The sequence below is a fragment of the Sediminibacterium sp. KACHI17 genome (assembly GCF_040362915.1).
Lineage (GTDB): Bacteria > Bacteroidota > Bacteroidia > Chitinophagales > Chitinophagaceae > Sediminibacterium.
The window spans coordinates 2,012,044-2,032,428 of record NZ_AP029612.1; the positions used below are offsets into that span (position 1 = coordinate 2,012,044).

A 20,385-nucleotide genomic window follows, 5' to 3' on the forward strand; every position below is an offset into this window, starting at 1 on the left:
TTCTTACAAGCTGGTTGTCAGAACTCTCTTCTTGTCTGTAAATATAAGCCATTGCGCCCCAGTTGATTGAAGCTGTACTCAATTTTAAATAGAAAATCATAGATCGATACCATATCCAAGCCTAAGCCCCATGTCCGTAACAATGTATTGTTCAGGGTATTAGATGCTACCGGATTGATATGATGCCCATAACCCAGATCTCCATAAGCTTTCAGAAAAAAGCGAATAGGGATTTTATCATGTGTTTTACTAGGGAAGGGATTACGCAGAATAAAGCCGAATATCTGTTTGTGTAAAGTGGTTTTCAGGATGCCACCCGCAATTCCGTCCACTACATTGTATTCCAATCCACGCATTTGATTCAGTCCATACCCCAATAATCGCTGATTAAAAAACACATCATTTCTGGGAAGCTTTACGATGCCGATTCCCTCAAAATGCAAAAAGGAATTTTTTGATAATGGACGTGCATAAATAGCACGCACACTGGTTTGCCAGAGATTGGATTCTTTTGTTAGCCCACGTTTATACAGGTTTGCTTCGAGATGAAAACCTTTTGATGGATAGGGGATATAATCTACATTGTAATATTTATACTGATAATTGAAATCAATGTATCTGAATCTTGTGGTGCGACCAGGAAAATAATTCGGATTGAGTAGAAGAATACTGTCTGATAAATTCTCATCATTATAAGACACCTTAAAGTAATGACGATTACGAACATCCGGACGATAAGAATAGGTCAGATCCACTCTGGTAAACTTTCTCGCTATAGATTCTTGTCTCTTAAATAATTGCTTATTGTCTGCTGTTCCATAATTCAATTCTTTTTGAGTAGCCCGTATGAAGCCGATATTAAATCCTTTCGTGAGTTTTTTATCGATAAAAGGAATATCATATCTGACTGTAAACTGTTGAGTATATCCATTGATAAACCAGATATTGAGGTTATCATTTCTTCCGGTAGTATTGTTTTGTATGAATTTGATCCCATAGTTCACCCGATCTAAGCTTCTTTTTTGATCTACCCACCACTGATTAAAATTTCTATCGACCAATCTGAAATAAGGTGTCGGGAAAAAATACCAACGTTCCTTGAGATCAACATTGATGATCAATACATTTCCCTTTTTTGCGGCTACATACACATTCACATCTACAAATAACAATGTATTCATGATCTGTTGTCGTGATAGCTCCAGTAGTTTATCTAGTTCCTTGTCTGCGATATGTTCTCCTTTTTTAAAGGCCATTTCACGAAGGATAATAAAGTCGCGGGTCTTTTTATTTCCATTGAGTTTGATGTCACCAACGATCTGATAGATACTGCGCATAGCAACCCTTTCAGCCAAACTCAATGATTCTTTGGTGGTGGAATCTTCCTGCGCAAGCAAAGCGCCTGAGGATACAAAAACAACTATAAAAGCAATGAATAACCTCTTGCGCATGAAACCCTTTATACAATAGTAAGCTTGTAAAAATAGGGAAAAGCAGGTAGATGATCCCACTACATGTTTAAGTAGGCGAGCAGGTGATTATAGTTCTCTTTCAGCTCATTGGCATACTGCTCTTCGCCAAAATAGTAGCGAACTGAATAGTCATAACGCTGGAAAGTAGCTACGATATCCGATACTTCCACTTTATTGATCTTGATCGTTACAATGATCTGACCTGAATCATTTTCCGGATATGTGTTCAGCTGTGTGATATATGCATCGTTGGTTTCTACCAATCGACTGATCTCTCCAAAAGAAAAATGTCTTTTATCTGTTTCCAATACGATCACACCTCCTTTTTCTTCTGTGCTTAAAAAGCGGGAAAGATGTACAAGCATCGATCGGGAAGAAATGGTTCCTGCCAACTCCGATTGCTCATTCACAACGGGCAGTATGGTGAGTTCATGTTCTGCGATCAGTTTAAGCGCAACAAGGAAATGCTCTTCTCCTTTTATAGATATTTTTTTTAGCGATTGCTCCAGTGAAGCCAGTAATGCATCTTCATCAGCATCCAGTAATTCATCTTTTTCAATGATCCCTGCAAACTTTTCTTCACTCAGTACTGGCAAATGCAACAGATCATAATCTTCCATTAATTGGAGCGCAAAAGAAACTTTGTCAAACAAATTGACTGCAGGAAAACCGGTATTGATGAGCTGCGTTGCGAGCATGATAGATCCAATTCTTTCGTCAACTAATATACGCGTCAACCCTTAGGAAGGTTGTGAAACAACACTTAATTTTTGCAAGAACCCATCGAGTATACGATTGAATTCATCCGGTACCTCCATCATCGGAGCATGACCACATTTGTCTACAAAATGCAATTCACTATTCGGGATCAATCGGTTGAATTCCTTACCCACAAATGGTGGTGTAATGGTATCGTTATTACCCCAGATCAACAATGTAGGTTGTTTGATCTGGTTTAATTCTTCACCCAGGTTATTTCTGATGGCACTTTTTGCCAATGCAATGATCTTGATGACTTTCAATCTATTGTTCGTGATCTCAAATACTTCATCGACCAATTCTTTGGTAGCTGTATTCGGATCATATAAAGTAAGTTGAGTTTTCTTTTTGATGTACTCATAGTCACCACGCTTCGGGTAACTATCGCCCATTCCATTTTCAAATAAACCACTACTTCCTGTGAGAATGAGTGATTTGATTCTTCCCGGATGTTTCAGGATATGTACCAAGGCAACATGTCCACCCAAAGAATTACCCAAGAGATGAATATTTTCATACCCTCTCATCTCAATGAATTTATGGACATGTTTTTCCAATCCACCCACCGAAGTATGAAAGATATCCAAGTCGAACAGTGGCAGCATGGGAACCACCACTTTGTATTTGGGTTTGAAATATTCAATGAGGTCTTTGAAATTGCTGAGTGCGCCAAATAATCCGTGGAGCAGCAACAATGGCTCACCCTCCCCTTCTTCAATGTATTTGAACTTGTCCTGATGTTTGATCTCGTAATTCATGGGGTTAATTTCTTATGCAAGCATGATATCCGTTACAAATATAAGAAAAACCATTAACAATATAAGAAACGTTTGAAACAGGCTTCGGATTGTGCCGCATCTTCACTAAAATACTGATTTATAAGCAAAAGTGTATGCTTTTACTGTGTAACCTGACCGGAAGCGGTGGCTGCAGGTTTCGCAACCGTCTCAAAGAAATCTGAAAGAGAAGCAAACATATCCCGAAATAAGGGTATTACTTTCCCGATCCCGTCGATCACTTTAGGTCCCCAAGGTTGTATAAACCCATAGGTTTGTGAGGCTTCAACAGTGGTTTTATCAAACAAGTGTAATTGTTCTACATAAAACAAGACTACACTTAACACCAACGTGTAGATCACTGCATACAAGAGCATACCCGCTATTTTATTCAACCATCCCAAAAAAGCCATTTCCACCATTTTCTGAAGTGCAGTAGCACCTAATCTCACCAATATCACCACAGCGACCATCACAATTGCGAAAGAAAGAAAGGGCAACCAAGACTGAGAAATACTTGTCTGTTGTCCCAACTTCTCCGCTACATAAGCAGATAATTTCATGGCTGCGGCTAAACCTACCACAATGGCCACAAAAGAAAATACTGCCACAATCAATCCGTTGCGGTATCCTTTGATACAAGCAAGGATCATACATAGCAGGAAAATGATGTCGATGAGCATGAGATAATTCAAAAGTGGAAGTCAAAAGTCAAAATGATTTTGACTTTTGACTTTTGATTTTTTAATTAGATGCCAGCAATTCCTTCACCACAGCAGAGATCGTTTTCCCATCTGCTTGTCCGGCAAGTTGCTTGGAGGCAACACCCATTACCTTGCCCATGTCTTGAGGACCTGCGGCACCGGTAGCGGCAATGATATCAGCAATGATCTTTTTCAATTCAGCAGCATCCAATTGCTTTGGAAGAAACTGCTCAATTACTGCGATCTCTTCCTGTTCTTTTTTAGCGAGGTCTTCACGATTTTGTTGCTGAAATATTTCGAGTGAATCTTTTCTTTGTTTCACCAGTTTCTGCAACAGTTTCAATTCACCTTCAGCAGTAACTTGTCCATTCGCTCCCGGTTCTGTTTTAGCTTTGATGATCTCAGCTTTGATGGCACGTAAGCCACGCAGAAGCGCTTCATCCTTTGACTTCATCGCTTCTTTCATACCTGCCATTACTTTTTCTTCTAAACTCATAGCGATATATTTTATTGGTTTTCTTTTAATTGAGAATCGCGGAATTTCTTATAAAATTCTTTTGCAAACGCTTTCATGTCTTCCATCATTTCCTTTTGCTGTGTTGCACGCATGTAAGTGTCTGCCATACCCATCAGGGTTTGATAATAAAAATCAGCCATTTCATCCACCATCATTTCTTTGGTCCAAAGATCAATACGAAGAGCAGATTTATCAGCTGCATCCCAAAAAGCCACCATCATGGCCCTGGCTGGTTGTGCCATATCCGCGGTACTGTCACTTGCTTTCCAATTAATGGCCTGTGGTACTTTTTGTTCATCCAAATGAACATCAATATTTATTGTTGAAGTATGCATATGTTTTTCGAAGATTTTTAAATAAGCCGCAAAAATAAGGTTTAATCAGCAGTCGAGTAAGGACTTAGCCCTTCTGTGCTGCTTTACATAATGATTCATGTACAGCGGCAGCGGTCTTATCCCAACTGAACTGAGTTGCCCTTTCTAGTCCTTTGGCAATAAAGGCATTACGAATTCCTTCATTGCGGTACAAACTCAGCATTTCTTTCGCAATAGCATCCGGATCAGAGGGATCAACGAGTAGCGCTGCATCTCCCGCTACTTCCGGCATACTACTGGTATTCGAACAAACCACCGGAACACCACATTGCATGGCCTCCAGGATCGGTAAGCCAAACCCTTCAAACCAAGATGGATAGATCAAGGCATATGCGGCTGCCGTTACTCTTTGCAGTTGTTCCTCAGATAAATAATCGAGTAACACCACATCCTCTCTGTATTTGTAGGTTTTGATTTTTTCTAGCAGATCATCGTATTGCCAGGCTTTTCTTCCTGCCACCAGCAGTTTCATATTACTATGCTGCCATTTCTTGAAATGAGAAAATGCCTTTAGAAGATTCAATAAATTTTTCCGCGGATGAATGCCGCCAACAAATAAAAAATATTCTCTGCCATCAGCATACCCATCTTTTATCGTTTGTTTTTCTTCCCATTCCATGGGTTGAAATCCATTTCGCACCGCACCACCGATCACCTGAATCTTTGTTTCAGGAGTGTGATAATGCTTCAAGATATCTGCTTTTGAAAACTCAGATACCGTAATGATCTGTTTTGCTTTTCGTACAAATGCAGGTGTAAACCAACGATAATAAGCACGCTGATACCAACTGATATATTCGGGGTGATGCAAAAAAGCCAGATCATGGATCATCAATACTTGCGGAATAGTGCTTGTCAAACTACAGAAGCCATATGGTTGAAACCATACATCAGCTTTCCATTTTTTTACTATCCGTGTAGCTTTCACATCATACCAATATTTAAAACTCAGGGGATGACGCGCTGCCGGCGGTACTAATACAGCATGAATATTAGGCGCAGTGATAAAAGAATGGGTCCATGGCCGATCATACAATAATAAAAATTCATCTTCCGGATGAGAGGCCACCATGCGACGCAGGACCTCCGCGGTATAATGCCCGTACCCTTCCATTGGATTGTTCTGCAGAAATATAGCATTGATAGCGATGCGCATGGGTAGCAAAATTAGCAGGTCTCAACCCAAATTTGTTAAATTATATTATCGCGCATATCGCCTGCCTCTTTTATTATATTATTGTATTCACTTATGCGAAAAATACTTTTCATATTGATCACCTGTTTATCGTTGTCGCAGATACAAGCAGCTGACTCCTTGAGCATTCAACTCAATAAACAAAGTTTCAAAAAAGGAGATACGCTTGATTTTTCTTGTATCATACCTGATTTTGAAAAAGTAAAACTAAATGCCGCATCTCTTCATGTATGGATCGATCATATCAGCACCGGTACCCGCTGGAAATTTCGCTACCCTTTTATCAACGGTGAGGCACAAGCTTCTTTGGTATTGGCAAAAACATTACCTGATGGACATTTCGCGGTAAACTTCATGGTTCAAAAAGGGTATTTCCGTTTGTCCGGACAACTAAAAGATAAATTCGCTGACGAGAACAGTATTAATTACTTGATGATTCCAAAGAATAAGCGAACTTATATGGAAACCATTGCCTTGAACAAGGATGGTTTTTTTCGTTTGAAAAGCACTTTGTTTGAAGACTCTGCTTATTTCATTTTTACGCCAGTAAAAAAGAATGCAAAGAACAATTTGAATATTAGTATTGAAACACCGCTCGATTCTTCTTTTATTCCTGAAATGGAAAGCAGAATATGGATCAGCGTAGGCAGTGTAAAGCGAGCAATTAATAAAGAAGATTCTGCTGCTTATGCATTTAACATGATCACAAGCTCCGGTACAGACCTCTTGCCAAATGTAACAGTGGTTGGCAAATACAAAAAGAAAGTAGAGCAATACGATGACTATTATTCAAGCGGTCCATTCAAACGTGATGAAGCGATGATCTTTGATGGAATAGAAGATGAAACCATGGCACGCTCTATGAGTATTCTTCGGTTTTTAGAAGGGAAAGTACCGGGATTGATCATTGAAAAAGATCAGGAAACCATGGTTGAAATGGCCAGATGGCGAGGTGAGCCGGCTGAAATTTATCTGGATGAATTTAGAGTAACACCACAGGATATCTGGATCGTGTCTCCATCTGATGTGGCGATGGTAAAAGTGTATCGTCCGCCTGCAATGTTATCACCATTATCTGGAGCAGCAGGCGCCATTGCTATTTATACGAAGCGAGGTGAATTTGCCGGGAAGAATAGATTTAAACACAGCTTTACCGTAAAAGGCTACACCCCTGTGGAAACAATCTGGCAGTAAATTTTTAATTCGCTTTTTTAGTATAGATTCTGTTTGATGAATTGTGTAGTTTTAATATCACAGATGATATTAAAGTAAAATAGTCGTTCTCCAAAATATTCATGCCATGCAAAAGTTACAATTCAAAGTAAGTATCCATGCACCTGCTACCAAAGCATATAATATAATGCTGGGCATCAGTAATAAATCAACTTATGAGCAATGGACTTCTTTGTTCAATCCCACGTCCACCTATGAAGGAAGTTGGGATAAGGGAAGTAAGATTTTATTTATTGGCGTAGATGAGAAAGGAGAAAAGGGAGGTATTGTTTCTAAGATAGCTGAGAATATTCCCAACCAATTTGTTTCGATTCAACATTATGGTCTTGTACAAGGTAACAAGGAAATAACAGAAGGACCGGATGTAGAAAAATGGGCCAATGGATACGAGAACTATCGTTTCGAAGAAAACAATGGCACTACTGCTGTTACTGTTGAATTAGATACCACAGAAGATTTTTTAGATTACATGAATGAGAAATACCCAAAAGCACTCAATAGGTTGAAAGAGATTTGTGAGCAATAACAATGAATGAAAATCGGTATTCCTTATCAGTAATGATAAAACCCTTTCCCCGTTTTCCTTCCCAATTCACCCGCAGCTACTTTAGCGGCTTGTACAGGAGATGGCGTTAAGCGTTTGGGTTTACCCAATGCTTTCCATACAATATTGCTCACACCAAAATTGATGTCCATACCGATCAGATCCATCAGTTTGAACGGACCCATTTTAAAGCCACTGGCTTCCATCACTGTATCGATCATAGCAAAATCTGCTTGCTCTTTCTCAACCAGTTGCATGGCTTCCAGATAATAATGTCGGGCCACACGATTTACAATAAAACCCGGTGCATCTTTACATACCACTGGCACTTTTTTCATTTGCTTACTGGTATCGATCGTTTGTTGCATCACTTCGGGAGACGTAACATCCCCCTGAATTACTTCGACCAATTTCATCAAGGGCGCAGGATTAAAGAAATGCATCCCGACCACTCTTTCAGGATAAGGAACTGCAGCAGCGATCTCACTCACAGGGATCGAAGAGGTATTGGTAGCTAAAATGGTATCAGCACTATTCAAAGCAGCCAATTGCGTGAACAAACCTACTTTGGCTTCTTTCTTTTCAATGATGGCTTCAATGATCATATCTGCAACACAATCTTCTGCTCGGGTAGTAAACAGGATACGATCGAGTATTGCTTGTTTTTCTTCCACACTGATCTTCCCTTTTTCTGCCAGCTTACTAAGACTCAACTCAATGCCTTTTCTGCTTTTTTCGATCATCTCCGCACTCAGATCAAACTGAATGGTACGGTAGCCAGACTGGGCACTCACCTGTGCAATACCGCTTCCCATGGTTCCGGCACCACAGATACAGATGGTTTGAATCGATTTCATACGGTGTTCGATTGATTGGAGCGCAAGATACTTACATCTTTTCCACTTTAACTAAACGTCGTAAAATCCTGCTACTCAGATGGCTTACTTTTATGCCATGCAAAAAATGCAGCAACTCGATCTGTTTGGAATGCCTGTTGAACCGGTGAGTACACCTACAAAAAAAACAACAGCGCCAAAAGCAAAGCCTGTTCAGGAACAGCAACCTGAACCTGTACCCGTTGTTGTAGCAGAACCTGAACCTATTGTTATTCCTGCACCTGTTGCAGAAGTGATAGAAGTACCAGCTATTGAAGCCGAAACTCCTGTTGCTGCAACTCCTACTTTACCTACCACAGACCCTGTTGTTTTTGCCGACGAACGTATTGTGGTAAAGATCAAACCCAAGAACACGATCCCAGAAGCGAAAGCGGTTGAAACACCTGCTCCCGTAAAAGTAGCTGCAGAGCCTGTAACCAAACAACCCGGCAAACGCGGTAGAAAATCGTTTCGTGAAATAGATACTGAGATCGATCTTGTTGATATTCCGGATGAAGAAACACTGAAACAAAAACTGTATTACCCCATCAGTGAAGTAGCCAAATGGTTCAAAGTGAATACTTCTTTATTGCGTTATTGGGAGAATGAATTTGATATTCTCCAGCCCCGCAAAACGCGCAAAGGAGATCGCTTATTCAGATATGAAGACATTCGCAACTTGCAGCTGATTTATTTTTTATTACGCCAGCGCAAGTTCTCCATTGAAGGTGCAAGAACCTATCTCAAACAAAATAAACACCAGGCAGATGTACAAGCACAGCTCGTACAATCGCTGACCAAGTTCAAATCGTTCTTATTAGAACTAAGAGCAGGTTTGGGAAGTTAACCCTGTCTTACTGTGACATCCGTATTCGCAGCAGCCAATTGTAATTGATGTGTTTCCAGCCAAGTGATGATCTCGAGATTCACTTGCTGTCTTAATTGATTGAATGCTTCAATGGATTGATCCATAGAAGTGAAAAATTCAATGATCACCACATTTGCATTCTTACCGGTTTCTGCAAGAAAGACCACAGAGTTGAGCACATCTGGTTTATCCAATATTTTCTTTACTGCAACAGTGAACGCTTCCAGCTGTGATGCAGATGCCGCCAGATCCAATTCCATCCTAAGCTCTGCCTTGCGTTGTGTTCGCAAACTGATATTATCAACGATCGTGTCCACCATCTGCTTATTGGGTACTGAGATATAGGTTTTCTCTGCTGTTCTGATCCGAGTACTTCTCAACCCGATCTTTTCGATATTGCCTGTAAAACCATTTACTTTCACCAGATCACCTACTGCAAAAGGTCGATCAAAGAAAATGATGAAAGAAGCGATCAGATTTTCTAAACTCTCTCTTGTAGCCAATGCCAGTGCAGCACCCACAATACTCAATCCGGTTAATACATTGCCTACAGGCTTATTGAAAGAGAATTTCATCATCAGTAATATCCCAATGATCACTAATATCACTTTAAAAAAATCTTTGAAAAAAATGATGAGTTGATTATCTGTTTGGTCGGCGGTGAGATTGGCTTTCTCTTCCAATACGATCGCAACAAAATCGATGATGCGTAAACAAAGACGAATAAAAACGATCACCATAATTGCATTGGCAACAGACTCGATCATCTGACGTGATGTAATACGATAGATCTTAAAATCCAATACGCCCGGAAAACGTAGTTTATCTACTGCTATGATGGTGATTGATAAAAAGAGAAATAAACCCAGCGGACCAGCAACCAGATCTAAAAAAGACTGACGAGCTGTTTGATTTCTTTTCTTGGTAATCGCTTTGTATAACTGATTCGCAAGGTATTTGGAAATAAAGCGCTTTAAGACAAGCATCACCAAGATCGTACCTAACACATACAAATACGATTCAATGGTATTGTCCAGTACCTTTTGTTGCAACAATTTTTCCATGCTGCAATTTACAAATAACCATTAAGACTGCCATTGATGCAACTGCATATCAGTACCATCAAAGCTTGCGTAAGTAAAGTTGCGGATCCAGTCGCCTAAATTAATGTAACGACTGTTATCATTGAGTTTGAAGTCGATAGGATAATGACGATGTCCGAATATCAGGAAATCAAAATGTTCTTTTTCTAACATTTCTTTACAATAAACAATAAGCCACTCATTTTCTTCTCCCAGAAAATGCTGATCAGACATACCGGTTTTCTCACGGCTCTTTCTACTGAAATAATTGGCCAATCCAATTCCCCAACTGGGATGTAATATTCCAAATAACCATTGACACAGTGGGTTGCGGAATATTTTTTTCAAAAACTTATAACCATGATCTCCCGGACCTAAACCATCACCATGACCGATATAAAATCGTTTTCCATTCCACTCAAATACTTTGGGGTGATGATACACAGGAATATTCAATTCTTTTTCAAAATAACCACGCATCCACATATCATGATTCCCTACAAAACAATGAATCTGAATACCCCGATCGGTGAGTTCTGCGAGTTTGCCAAGTAAGCGTACATATCCTTTGGGTACTACTTGTTTGTATTCATACCAAAAATCAAAGATATCTCCCACAATAAAGATCATAGCAGCACTGTCTTTGATGCTGTCCAAAAATGCCACTACTTTCTTTTCACGAACAAGACTCTGTTCATGATCAGGCGCGCCGAGATGAAAATCTGAAAGGAAATATATTTTTTGCTGGGGTGTGATGGATGGCATCAGTTATATAACAATTGTGCATCTTAATGGATGCATGAATGATGTATGAAGTTACTGTTTATTTTTCTGCTGAATATAGACCAGCAAATCGCCACATTCAATACGGGGTCTGCCGTTCACATCACCTTTATACCAATAAATCCATGCCTCAACGGCTGCATCATTCAGATATACGGTTGCTTTTTCTCTTGCATACAATACCGGCTCATCTGCTTCACCATTGATACCTTCATAATCATCTAGCTGACCAATCGCCCAGGGAAATTCAGCATCTTGTTTGATGGTGTATAATTCTCCGATGATCCAGTTTTCCTCATCGGTGGGAACCGCCGCCGGATAATCGCCCATATCATATAACTGACCTTTGACTTTCGCAGTACCTGCCAATTCAAAATATTTGCTGATATACGCATATGCTGGGTGCTGAAAACCACTCCTCAGTGAACCATATACAAATAAAGGCAAAACGGTAATGGACATATATACTTTAGTTACTTCTTTGTACTAAAAAACAAAATACTTCTTTCGGACCATGCACTCCTACAACCAAGGTCTTTTCGATATCTGCCGTTCTGCTCGGTCCGGTTGCCAGTGTGATCATAGATGGCAATTGCTCTCCATATTCTTTTTGCAATGACAATAGCGCTTCGTCTATATCATACACCAGCTGGTCTGTATATGCAATACAAATATGGATAGGCGCATAAACACTTACTGTTCTGCCGCTTTGCTGTCCACTGGATAATACCATACTTCCGGTTCTTGCTACTAGGTATTCACAACCAGTAATAGAAGCATCACAACTCTCTACATCAGGCGATGTCATGGCATGGAAGCCGGCATCTGTCAACACTTGCCTAAGTTCATCTTCTCTGCAATACAACTCCTTCCACTCTCGCTTAATAAAAAGCATATTGAGCTGTGAGGCCAGTTCTTTTTCATTTTCACAATAAGAAAAGCGACCTTGTAGTTTGGTGAAATTTTCTGCAAATAAGAGATCTAATTCCTCCGTTGGTGTATGAAACACTGATGACTGGTCTGTCTGTTGAGGAAAGGGAACAGGCACCGGTTGAGTCAGTGCCTGTTTTATTTTTTTTAAAATGGTATCTCTTGCTGATTGTGACATTATACCGTTTCGTTTGAATCTGTTGCTGTTTCCGCATCAGGTGCTGCTGTTTCTTCAGTAGCAGCATCTGTTACCACAGGTGTAGTGGTTTCTTCCACCTCTAGTAATTTCTTTTCTTCAAAAGGTCTTTTACCGATCAGCTCTTCCACATCACTCTTATGCAATACTTCTTTATCCAACAATTCTTTTGCAAGTTTTTCTACTTCTTCTTTTTTCTCTGTCAACAACTGAATAGTACGCTGGTAAGCCTCATCAATAATACTTCTCACTTCTTCATCGATCAACTTGCCGGTTTCTTCACTGTATGGTTTTGTGAATGTATTTTCTTGTGAAGGATCATAGAAACTTACATTACCTACTTTCTTGTTCATACCATACGCAGTGACCATACTGTATGCAATACGTGTGATCTGTTGCAGATCATTGGCAGCTCCGGTCGAAATTTTTCCAAAGAAGATCTGCTCAGCTGCACGACCACCCAGTGTCATACAGATCTGATCCATTAACTGATCTGTATTGTATAAGTATTGTTCAGTAGGTGTGTATTGCGCATAACCCAAAGCAGCGGTACCTCTTGGCACAATGGTTACTTTCAATAATGGGTAGGCATGTTCCAGGAACCATCCACATACTGCATGCCCTGCTTCGTGATATGCGATCACAGATTTTTCATGTGGGGCGATGATCTTGTTTTTCTTTTCCAGTCCACCGATCACACGATCGATCGCATCCTGGAAGTCACTCATATCAACTGCTTCCTTGCCTTTCCGTGCAGCGATCAATGCCGCTTCATTACAAACGTTGGCGATATCAGCACCCGCAAAACCCGGTGTTTGTTCCGCCAGTTTATGCAGATCCAAGGTTTCAGAGATCTTGATCGGACCCAAGTGTACTTTGAAGATCGCTTCACGACCTTTTACATCTGGTCTGTCAATAGAAATTTGTCTGTCGAAACGACCCGGACGCAATAAGGCACTATCCAATACATCCGGTCTGTTCGTAGCAGCAAGGATGATGATACCGGTATCTCCACCAAAACCATCCATCTCTACCAGTAACTGGTTCAGTGTATTCTCTCTTTCATCATTGCTCATGATGGCATTTCTGCCACGTGCACGACCAATGGCATCGATCTCATCAATAAAGATGATACAAGGTGCTTTCTCTCTTGCTTGTTTGAAGAGATCACGTACACGACTGGCGCCAACACCCACAAACATTTCTACGAAATCACTACCACTCAAACTAAAGAAAGGAACCTGTGCTTCACCGGCCATGGCTTTTGCCAACAAGGTCTTACCGGTTCCCGGAGGACCTACCAGCAAAGCACCTTTTGGAATCTTACCGCCCAGTGAAGTATATTTTTTTGGATTCTTGAGGAAGTCAACGATCTCCATCACTTCTACTTTCGCTTCATCCAATCCGGCTACATCTGCAAATGTGATATTCACTTTCGCGCCTTTATCAAATAAAGTCGCTTTTGATTTACCAATATTGAAAATACCACCCGGGCCGCCGCCACTGGCAGGACCACCCATCTTACGCATCAGTAGTATCCATGCAACAATAATGATCAGTAAAGTGAATACCGTATTCAACAATGGCCCAAACCATTCCGGTGCTTTAACTACACGCATTTCTACTTCTGCTACATTGTTGGCTTTACAGAAAGTATCCAGTCGCTCTTCAAATGCTTTCCAGTCTACCACCTCAAAAGCAAACAGTGGAGTACCTTTTACTTTATCGGCAGACAAACGTCCTTTGAATTGTTTTACATAAAACTCTTTGGAGAGCCTGTCGGGCTTGATATATACATGTACTTGTTCTTTGTTCTTCACCAGATCCAATTTCTGTACATCACCGGGCAGTAATATTTCATTTCTGAATTGCTGCTCAGAGATCACTTTGAGTTCGGGTGAAAAATTCATGACCTGTGCAAGGATCAGCACAATAGCGATGATACCATATACCCAATAAATATTGAATTTTGGTCCCTTACGTTGACCATCTCCTTTTTCCATTTTCGATTGCTTGTTTTCCTGTGACATATTCCTCTCTGGATTGACGATTCAGGATCCGATATATTCAGTGATCCTGTATTTTTTATTTATTCATGGATTTGCGAAGCCGCATCACTCCACATTTCTTCTAATTTGTAAAACTTTCTGGCATCCGGATGCATCACATGCACCACAATGTTCACATAATCGATCAACACCCACTGCAATGCCTGTCTGCCTTCATGTTTATACGGATGCTCATCACAACTTTTTTTCACTTCCTCTTCCACCGAATCACAGATCGCTCTGATCTGGGTAGTACTGGAAGCCTGACAAACCACAAAGAAATCAGCGGAAGCTTCCGGTATTTTTCTGAGATCAAGACTGATGATATTTTCACCTTTTTTATCCTGAATGGCTTTAATAATAGCCTTAAAAATTTTAGAATTTCTGGTGAGTCTAGATACTGAACTCTTCGTGCGGCCCTGTAAAACTGAAAGCGGTTCCAATAATAGCGTTGATTTAAATTAAACAATGATCCGGGTCCTTTAAACCCTACCCAATACAGGTGTTGAACGGTCGGCTTACCTTTGACATCGGTAACTTCGTCAAAAATAGTAATTCTTTGCCATCAGACATCGTTAAAACACCAATCGGACAGCCGTTCGTGGAATTATCCGTGACGGATAGTACCAACATCTATGCCATGACCCATATTCAACACAATATGGCAACACATGGTTCAGTTTTCTTTGCGCATCAGCAAACAGCCGGTAAAGGACAACACGGTAAAAGTTGGGTGACCGAGGGGGGACAAAACATCATTCTTTCAACGATCATCGACCCAAATCCATTGGTATTGGGGCAGCAATTCAGATTAAGCGTTGCGGTAGCATTGGGTTGTTATGATTTTTTCAGCAGGTATGCTGGGGAAGAAACTCGTATTAAATGGCCCAATGATATTTATTGGCGTGACAGAAAGGCAGGGGGTATTTTGATTGAAAACCAGATCCGTGGTCAACAATGGCAGTGGGCCGTAGCGGGTATGGGTATCAATATCAATCAAACCCTTTTTGATCCTGTACTACTCAATCCTGTTTCTCTCAAACAGATCACCGGCAAAACCTTTGATCCTGTTTTGCTCGCCAAAGAACTGTGCAAAGACCTTACACACCGCATCGATATGCTATTCAACACTCCTTTCGCAATTCTATTGGAGCAATACAATCAATGCTTATTCAAAAGAAATCAACCCGTTCACCTAAAAAAACAAAATACCCGCTTCACTTGTACCATTCTTGGCGTTAATGAGATAGGAGAACTGCTCGTAAAAGACGGTCCTTCTGATCGTTTTGCGTTTGGCGAAGTGAGTTGGGGGTGAGAAACAAAGGAAAGTGGAGAAACTTTCTGATTGCTGATATCTCATTCCTTATTCCCCGCCTCGTAACTTGCAGCAGATTTAATTTTTACTATGGACAATATTCGTCTTACCCAGTTTTCTCATGGTGCAGGCTGTGGTTGTAAGATAGCACCGGCTGTTCTGGATACCATTCTCAAATCTGATCAGCCTACCGCTTTGTTTCCGCAGTTATTGGTAGGAAATGCAAGTAAGGATGATGCTGCAGCCTATGATCTGGGTAATGGACAAGCACTCATCAGTACCACCGATTTTTTTATGCCGATCGTCGATGATGCATTTGCTTTTGGAAAAATTGCAGGAGCCAATGCAATCAGTGATGTGTATGCCATGGGTGGACAACCCATTCTTGCTATCGCCATTCTTGGATGGCCGGTGGATAAACTACCAGCTGAACTGGCGCAACAGGTAATCGAAGGTGCACGTGCCATTTGCGCTGAAGCAGGTATACCACTGGCTGGCGGACATAGTATTGATTCTCCTGAACCCATTTTTGGGCTATCGGTCAATGGACTCGTTCATAAAGACCAACTCAAACAAAATAATACTGCACAGGAAGGAGACTGGTTATTACTGACCAAACCTTTAGGTGTAGGAATATTATCGACCGCACAGAAAAAAGAATTGCTAAGCAGTGATGACCAAAACATTTTGTTGCAACAATTGATGCAGTTGAATAAAGTTGGTGCAGCATTGGGCAAGATCAATGGCGTACATGCGATGACAGATGTTACCGGTTTTGGATTACTTGGACATTTACTCGAAGTAGCGGAAGGCAGCGGACTTTCAGCAGAACTCTATTATTCAAAAGTACCCGTGATCGATGCCGCTAAAACATATCTGGCACAAAGAATTGTTCCCGATGCTACGTACCGCAACTGGAACAGCTATAGCAGTAAAACAGGTTTTGGTGCAGGTGTCAATGTAATGGAGGCATTCAATATACTTCCTGATCCACAAACAAATGGCGGACTACTTATTGCCGTTGCACCCGATGCATTAGAGCAAGTACAAAATACGCTACGTGAAAATGGGCTTGAAAATTTCACTACACCTGTTGGTAAAATGATCAGCAAAACTGAGAAAACCATAACCGTTATTGCCGGATGATCGAACAGGAAGGATACAACCTTCGTTCATAGCACTTTATGCAACAGGGATAAAAACAGGTGTAACAATAGAGCTTATACTAGCCCCACCCAGTTGTTCGATAGCATTCAATGGAACTTTAACAATCGTTGCTGATGCATTAATGGCTGTACGTTGCTCTGTGGTTAATAGAGCTGTTTCGGAAAGGAATAAAAGCGTTTCTCCTTTGGCATTGGTGCAACAAAACGCATTACCCATGAATGCTTCGAGCTGATCATGCGAGAACGGAATAATTCGATAACCGGTAGACAATAGTAATTGCTTTACGGCCATCAGATCCATATCATCAACAAAAGCATCTTCACATAGCAAAGCGAAATCATTACCCAGACACAACAATCGATTCGTATGCAATAAAAATTTACCGGCAGTATCGGTTGCATAAAATGTGATGGCTTTATACCGATGCGCTGCCGCAAACTTTTCCAGCATAGCTGTATGTGTACGTTGCGACATGCAAGCATAAATCAGTTTATTTTCATGATCCATCACCATACTGGCTGTACCCTCGAGAAAAAACCCATCCACTTCAAACTCGCTCCAGTCTTCGATATCATTCACCAGAAAATATTTACGCAGGTATTCTAGAACATCATCTCTTTTTTCCTGTCTTCTTTCTCTTCGATACATCGGCAGTACTGCTACCGTACCATCAGGCAAGGTCGTTAACCAACAAGATGGGAAAATAGCATCGATAGAACTATCCATATCCTGCTCAAATACTACCGCCTGAACATCATGTTTCTTGAATGCAGTATGTAGTGCATCAAAATCCTGTAACACTCCTTTGTCAGCATTTTCTGTCGGACGTACCATTAATACTAATTCAGCGGGTGTGGCCATATCAACACAATTTATCAATTCGTTCAGCTAGTTTATGATCAAGGTCGGTCACGATATCTCCTGCATCGTGCGTACTTAACCATATTTCAACAGTATTCCACACATTACTCCAATAAGGATGATGATTCAATTTCTCTGCTTCGATGGCCACTCTGGTCATAAAAGCAAAAGCCTCGGAAAAATTTTGAAACTGAAACTTCTTATACAGTTTATTATTTTCTTCTACCCACATGATGATAAATGAATTTTGAATGATGAATACTGAATAATGAAGCGAATGACTCGTCATTCAACATTCACTCTCCATGATTTAAAAGACCATATTGCCTTTGTTCTTGATCTGTTCATTCGTTAGCTCAGCTACCAACTGAACGCCTACTAAGTTTTTCACTGATTGTTTGATCCAGTTACATTTGGTATCATCAACCAGATCACCTTTCATCAGCCATAAGAAATCCATATGCTTAAATTCAGGTAACAGGTATTCCCCATCAAATTGGTTATGGTATAAATAGTGTACCAAAAAACTATTGGGCTCTTTGGATTCATAGATGCTGAAATAATAACTCCTTTCCTTTCTTCTCAAGTGAATTTCTAATGAAGGATTGAGTCTGAATTGATATCCCAGTAGATGATTCAATTGTAAACAAAACTGATAATTCTTTACCGGTGCCGTTATACCCAACAACCGTGTATCATCGAAGAAATCCTCGTTCAACTCTTCAATGTTCAGTCTTAGTTTAGTAGTGGCCATAGGTGATACTTGATAGTCCATGGTCCGTAGACCAGGGCATTTTTTCGATAACTTACTCTTTTCCTACCATGGGCCATCGACTATGGACCATGGACCACATCACAGTTCCACTTCAAACACTTTCTCCTCATTCCCTCTCTTGATCCGCAATTGTGTTTTGTCTCCTTTGTTAAATTTACCCAATGCCTGCATATAACTCATAACATCCACAAACTTAAATTCCCCCAACTGCAACAAAATATCTCCGGCTTGCAAGCCCAGTTTTTCTGCTAACTTACCCGGACTCACACCATCAATACGCATACCGGTGCCGGAATAGCCATAATCAGGAATCACACCTAAGCTTACTGTGAATCGGCGTGTTTGTCCCATTTGTGGCTCTGTCGTTTTAGCAAAACTCAGTTTACCCTTGGTATCTGTTCGGTTAATAAGTTCATAGATCAGTTTCACAATATCTTTCTGTGCATCGTAGTTGATCTTGTCTGCATCATCACTGATCTTATGATAATCCGGATGACTACCTGTAAAAAAGAACTGTACAGGAATATTTGCACGATAAAAACTGGCATGGTCACTCGGCCCGCTTCCGGTACTGTCAAACTTAACAATGAGAGGAGTATTCAATCCCTTCCATACTTCGCCCCAAACCGGCGACGTACCATAACCACCTACGGTTAGTTTATGAGCAGTATCATAACGACCCACCATATCCATATTGATCATATAATTAGGTGTGATCTTTACAGTAGGGTTTTCCAACCAGTATTTACTTCCCAACAATCCCAGTTCTTCGCCTGAGAAATGAATGAATAGGTAATTATTGTTAACAGGTGATTTTGCTTTCAACATACGAGCAAGTTCCAGTAGCGCCGCAGTGCCGCTGGCATTATCGTCAGCCCCATTGTGAATGGCATGAAAAGTATCTAAGGCGGATTTGTCTTCTCCATACCCTAGGTGATCATAATGTGCACCAATGATCACGGTATTGGCAGCATTATTATCCAAAAATGCAATCACATTTCTGGCTTTTCGCTTTTTTTCTGATAAAGAAACATTGACGCGGATATGATAACTCGCAGACTCATCTGCAAAATATTTTTTGATCCCTTCTTTCGTGATATATATTACAGGAATGGACAGCAATGCTGAACTGTCATTTTTATTGAATTGAATATTGTCAACACGCTTGGAACTATTATATACAAACAAAGCTGTGGCTCCTTTGCTTACCGCAAGTGTTGCTTGCTGTTTGATAAGCCCCTCTACATCAAAATGTGGATTGTTTTGATTGTCTTCCAATGCATCTTGTAGATCAAAAAACCAGGGCTGCCCCTTTTCAGTAAGCACCATTGCCGGTTTTCCTTGTGCTGATTTATTGGCACTATAAGGGAGGGGGAAATAATCAATACGGGGGGTGAGTGTTTGATCCTCTACCACTAAAATAGTAGCGGCATCAATCTGTTTGCCTTCTTTGATCTCAAATTCCTGTACATATCCGTTCGTTCCTTTAGCTGTAATACCCATCTGTTGGTATTGGCTGATCAGGTATTGCATGGCCAGTTCTTCCCCCTTACTACCGGTTAAACGGCCTTCCAACTGATCATCGGCGAGGTATTGAACATGATTCTTCAGCGATGTTACCAAAGCTATATTGGCTTTTTCTTCAGCAATTCGCTTTTTACGTTTACTCTGAGACCACGAAAAAACAGGAACAAGAACCAATAATAACAGAATTTTCTTCATAACAGATGCTTAGCTGGTGCAAAAGTACGTTGGGGAAGAGAAGTATGGAGAGTAAAAGAATATTTTATGATGAAATAATGCATTTAAACCCTCAGATTGTATACCCTACTAATTCTGTTTGGTACTCAACACCCCTGAAATCATTTTTCCCGCTTTAGCCGGTGAGGCATAGATTCTTTTATCCACCCT

At 40.6% G+C, this 20,385-nt stretch carries 23 protein-coding genes; 5 read left to right on the forward strand and 18 right to left on the reverse strand.

Going from position 1 to position 20,385, the window contains the following annotated elements:
• Positions 1–17: 17 nt before the first annotated feature.
• The 7 genes from ABXG83_RS08925 to ABXG83_RS08955 all read right to left on the reverse strand — a co-directional run bounded on the left by ABXG83_RS08925 (position 18) and on the right by ABXG83_RS08955 (position 5,758).
• Positions 18–1,451 (reverse strand): POTRA domain-containing protein, encoded by a 1,434-nt coding sequence (locus ABXG83_RS08925; RefSeq protein ID WP_353548507.1) that lies wholly within the window; start codon positions 1,449–1,451, stop codon positions 18–20.
• Positions 1,452–1,510: 59 nt separating this feature from the next.
• Complete coding sequence (locus tag ABXG83_RS08930) at positions 1,511–2,209, reverse strand: CBS domain-containing protein (protein ID WP_353548508.1); 699 nt, start codon at positions 2,207–2,209, stop codon at positions 1,511–1,513.
• A gap of 3 nt (positions 2,210–2,212) precedes the next feature.
• The gene (locus ABXG83_RS08935; protein ID WP_353548509.1) at positions 2,213–2,989 is read right to left on the reverse strand and encodes an alpha/beta hydrolase; all 777 of its coding nucleotides are present in this window, start codon (positions 2,987–2,989) and stop codon (positions 2,213–2,215) included.
• A gap of 140 nt (positions 2,990–3,129) precedes the next feature.
• Positions 3,130–3,702: a CvpA family protein gene (locus tag ABXG83_RS08940; protein WP_353548510.1), complete on the reverse strand. Its 573-nt coding sequence runs from the start codon at positions 3,700–3,702 to the stop codon at positions 3,130–3,132.
• A gap of 49 nt (positions 3,703–3,751) precedes the next feature.
• Positions 3,752–4,207, reverse strand: coding sequence for a GatB/YqeY domain-containing protein (locus ABXG83_RS08945; protein WP_353548511.1), 456 nt, complete (start codon positions 4,205–4,207; stop codon positions 3,752–3,754).
• 11 nt (positions 4,208–4,218) lie between these two features.
• Entirely contained in the window at positions 4,219–4,563 is a 345-nt protein-coding gene (gene gldC, locus ABXG83_RS08950; protein WP_353548512.1) for a gliding motility protein GldC, read from the reverse strand.
• 64 nt (positions 4,564–4,627) lie between these two features.
• Entirely contained in the window at positions 4,628–5,758 is a 1,131-nt protein-coding gene (locus tag ABXG83_RS08955) for a glycosyltransferase family 1 protein (RefSeq protein WP_353548513.1), read from the reverse strand.
• A gap of 93 nt (positions 5,759–5,851) precedes the next feature.
• Here ABXG83_RS08955 and ABXG83_RS08960 point away from each other — a divergent pair, with 93 nt between their 5' ends.
• Positions 5,852–6,991 carry a hypothetical protein gene (locus tag ABXG83_RS08960; protein ID WP_353548514.1) on the forward strand — a complete coding sequence of 380 codons (1,140 nt, stop codon included), beginning with the start codon at positions 5,852–5,854 and terminating at the stop codon, positions 6,989–6,991.
• Between the two features lie 106 nt (positions 6,992–7,097).
• Positions 7,098–7,556: a hypothetical protein gene (locus ABXG83_RS08965; RefSeq protein WP_353548515.1), complete on the forward strand. Its 459-nt coding sequence runs from the start codon at positions 7,098–7,100 to the stop codon at positions 7,554–7,556.
• 26 nt (positions 7,557–7,582) lie between these two features.
• Here ABXG83_RS08965 and ABXG83_RS08970 read toward each other — a convergent pair whose 3' ends face one another.
• On the reverse strand, positions 7,583–8,431 hold the full coding sequence (locus ABXG83_RS08970; protein ID WP_353548516.1) for a 3-hydroxyacyl-CoA dehydrogenase NAD-binding domain-containing protein: 849 nt from the start codon (positions 8,429–8,431) through the stop codon (positions 7,583–7,585).
• A 79-nt stretch (positions 8,432–8,510) separates the two neighbouring features.
• Between ABXG83_RS08970 and ABXG83_RS08975 the strand changes: the two genes are divergently transcribed.
• A complete protein-coding gene (locus tag ABXG83_RS08975; protein WP_353548517.1) occupies positions 8,511–9,296 on the forward strand; it encodes a MerR family transcriptional regulator in 786 nt (261 codons plus the stop codon).
• Here the strand turns inward: ABXG83_RS08975 and ABXG83_RS08980 are convergent.
• From ABXG83_RS08980 to rsfS, 6 genes are read right to left on the reverse strand one after another with little or no spacing between them, the layout of a single operon-like run.
• Complete coding sequence (locus ABXG83_RS08980) at positions 9,293–10,381, reverse strand: mechanosensitive ion channel domain-containing protein (RefSeq protein ID WP_353548518.1); 1,089 nt, start codon at positions 10,379–10,381, stop codon at positions 9,293–9,295. The two genes, ABXG83_RS08975 and ABXG83_RS08980, sit on opposite strands and share 4 nt — an antisense overlap.
• Before the next feature lie 21 nt (positions 10,382–10,402).
• Positions 10,403–11,164: a UDP-2,3-diacylglucosamine diphosphatase gene (locus ABXG83_RS08985; RefSeq protein ID WP_353548519.1), complete on the reverse strand. Its 762-nt coding sequence runs from the start codon at positions 11,162–11,164 to the stop codon at positions 10,403–10,405.
• Between the two features lie 51 nt (positions 11,165–11,215).
• Entirely contained in the window at positions 11,216–11,644 is a 429-nt protein-coding gene (locus tag ABXG83_RS08990) for a gamma-glutamylcyclotransferase family protein (protein ID WP_353548520.1), read from the reverse strand.
• Between the two features lie 7 nt (positions 11,645–11,651).
• A complete protein-coding gene (locus ABXG83_RS08995; RefSeq protein ID WP_353548521.1) occupies positions 11,652–12,290 on the reverse strand; it encodes an LUD domain-containing protein in 639 nt (212 codons plus the stop codon).
• Complete coding sequence (gene ftsH / locus ABXG83_RS09000) at positions 12,290–14,338, reverse strand: ATP-dependent zinc metalloprotease FtsH (RefSeq protein WP_353548522.1); 2,049 nt, start codon at positions 14,336–14,338, stop codon at positions 12,290–12,292. The genes ABXG83_RS08995 and ftsH overlap by 1 nt, the downstream gene beginning before the upstream one ends.
• A gap of 59 nt (positions 14,339–14,397) precedes the next feature.
• A complete protein-coding gene (gene rsfS / locus ABXG83_RS09005) occupies positions 14,398–14,799 on the reverse strand; it encodes a ribosome silencing factor (protein ID WP_353548523.1) in 402 nt (133 codons plus the stop codon).
• Positions 14,800–14,915: 116 nt separating this feature from the next.
• Between rsfS and ABXG83_RS09010 the strand changes: the two genes are divergently transcribed.
• Positions 14,916–15,671, forward strand: a complete 756-nt coding sequence (locus ABXG83_RS09010; RefSeq protein WP_353548524.1) for a biotin--[acetyl-CoA-carboxylase] ligase — start codon at positions 14,916–14,918, stop codon at positions 15,669–15,671.
• 90 nt (positions 15,672–15,761) lie between these two features.
• Positions 15,762–16,817, forward strand: coding sequence for a selenide, water dikinase SelD (gene selD / locus ABXG83_RS09015; protein WP_353548525.1), 1,056 nt, complete (start codon positions 15,762–15,764; stop codon positions 16,815–16,817).
• Positions 16,818–16,853: 36 nt separating this feature from the next.
• On the opposite strand, the gene ABXG83_RS09020 is transcribed toward selD, so the two are convergent.
• The 4 genes from ABXG83_RS09020 to ABXG83_RS09035 all read right to left on the reverse strand — a co-directional run bounded on the left by ABXG83_RS09020 (position 16,854) and on the right by ABXG83_RS09035 (position 20,196).
• A complete protein-coding gene (locus ABXG83_RS09020; RefSeq protein ID WP_353548526.1) occupies positions 16,854–17,699 on the reverse strand; it encodes an arginine deiminase-related protein in 846 nt (281 codons plus the stop codon).
• Position 17,700: 1 nt separating this feature from the next.
• On the reverse strand, positions 17,701–17,931 hold the full coding sequence (locus ABXG83_RS09025; RefSeq protein WP_353548527.1) for a 4a-hydroxytetrahydrobiopterin dehydratase: 231 nt from the start codon (positions 17,929–17,931) through the stop codon (positions 17,701–17,703).
• Between the two features lie 78 nt (positions 17,932–18,009).
• Positions 18,010–18,453: an IPExxxVDY family protein gene (locus ABXG83_RS09030; protein WP_353548528.1), complete on the reverse strand. Its 444-nt coding sequence runs from the start codon at positions 18,451–18,453 to the stop codon at positions 18,010–18,012.
• Between the two features lie 99 nt (positions 18,454–18,552).
• On the reverse strand, positions 18,553–20,196 hold the full coding sequence (locus ABXG83_RS09035; protein ID WP_353548529.1) for a M28 family peptidase: 1,644 nt from the start codon (positions 20,194–20,196) through the stop codon (positions 18,553–18,555).
• Between the last annotated feature and the right edge of the window lie 189 nt (positions 20,197–20,385).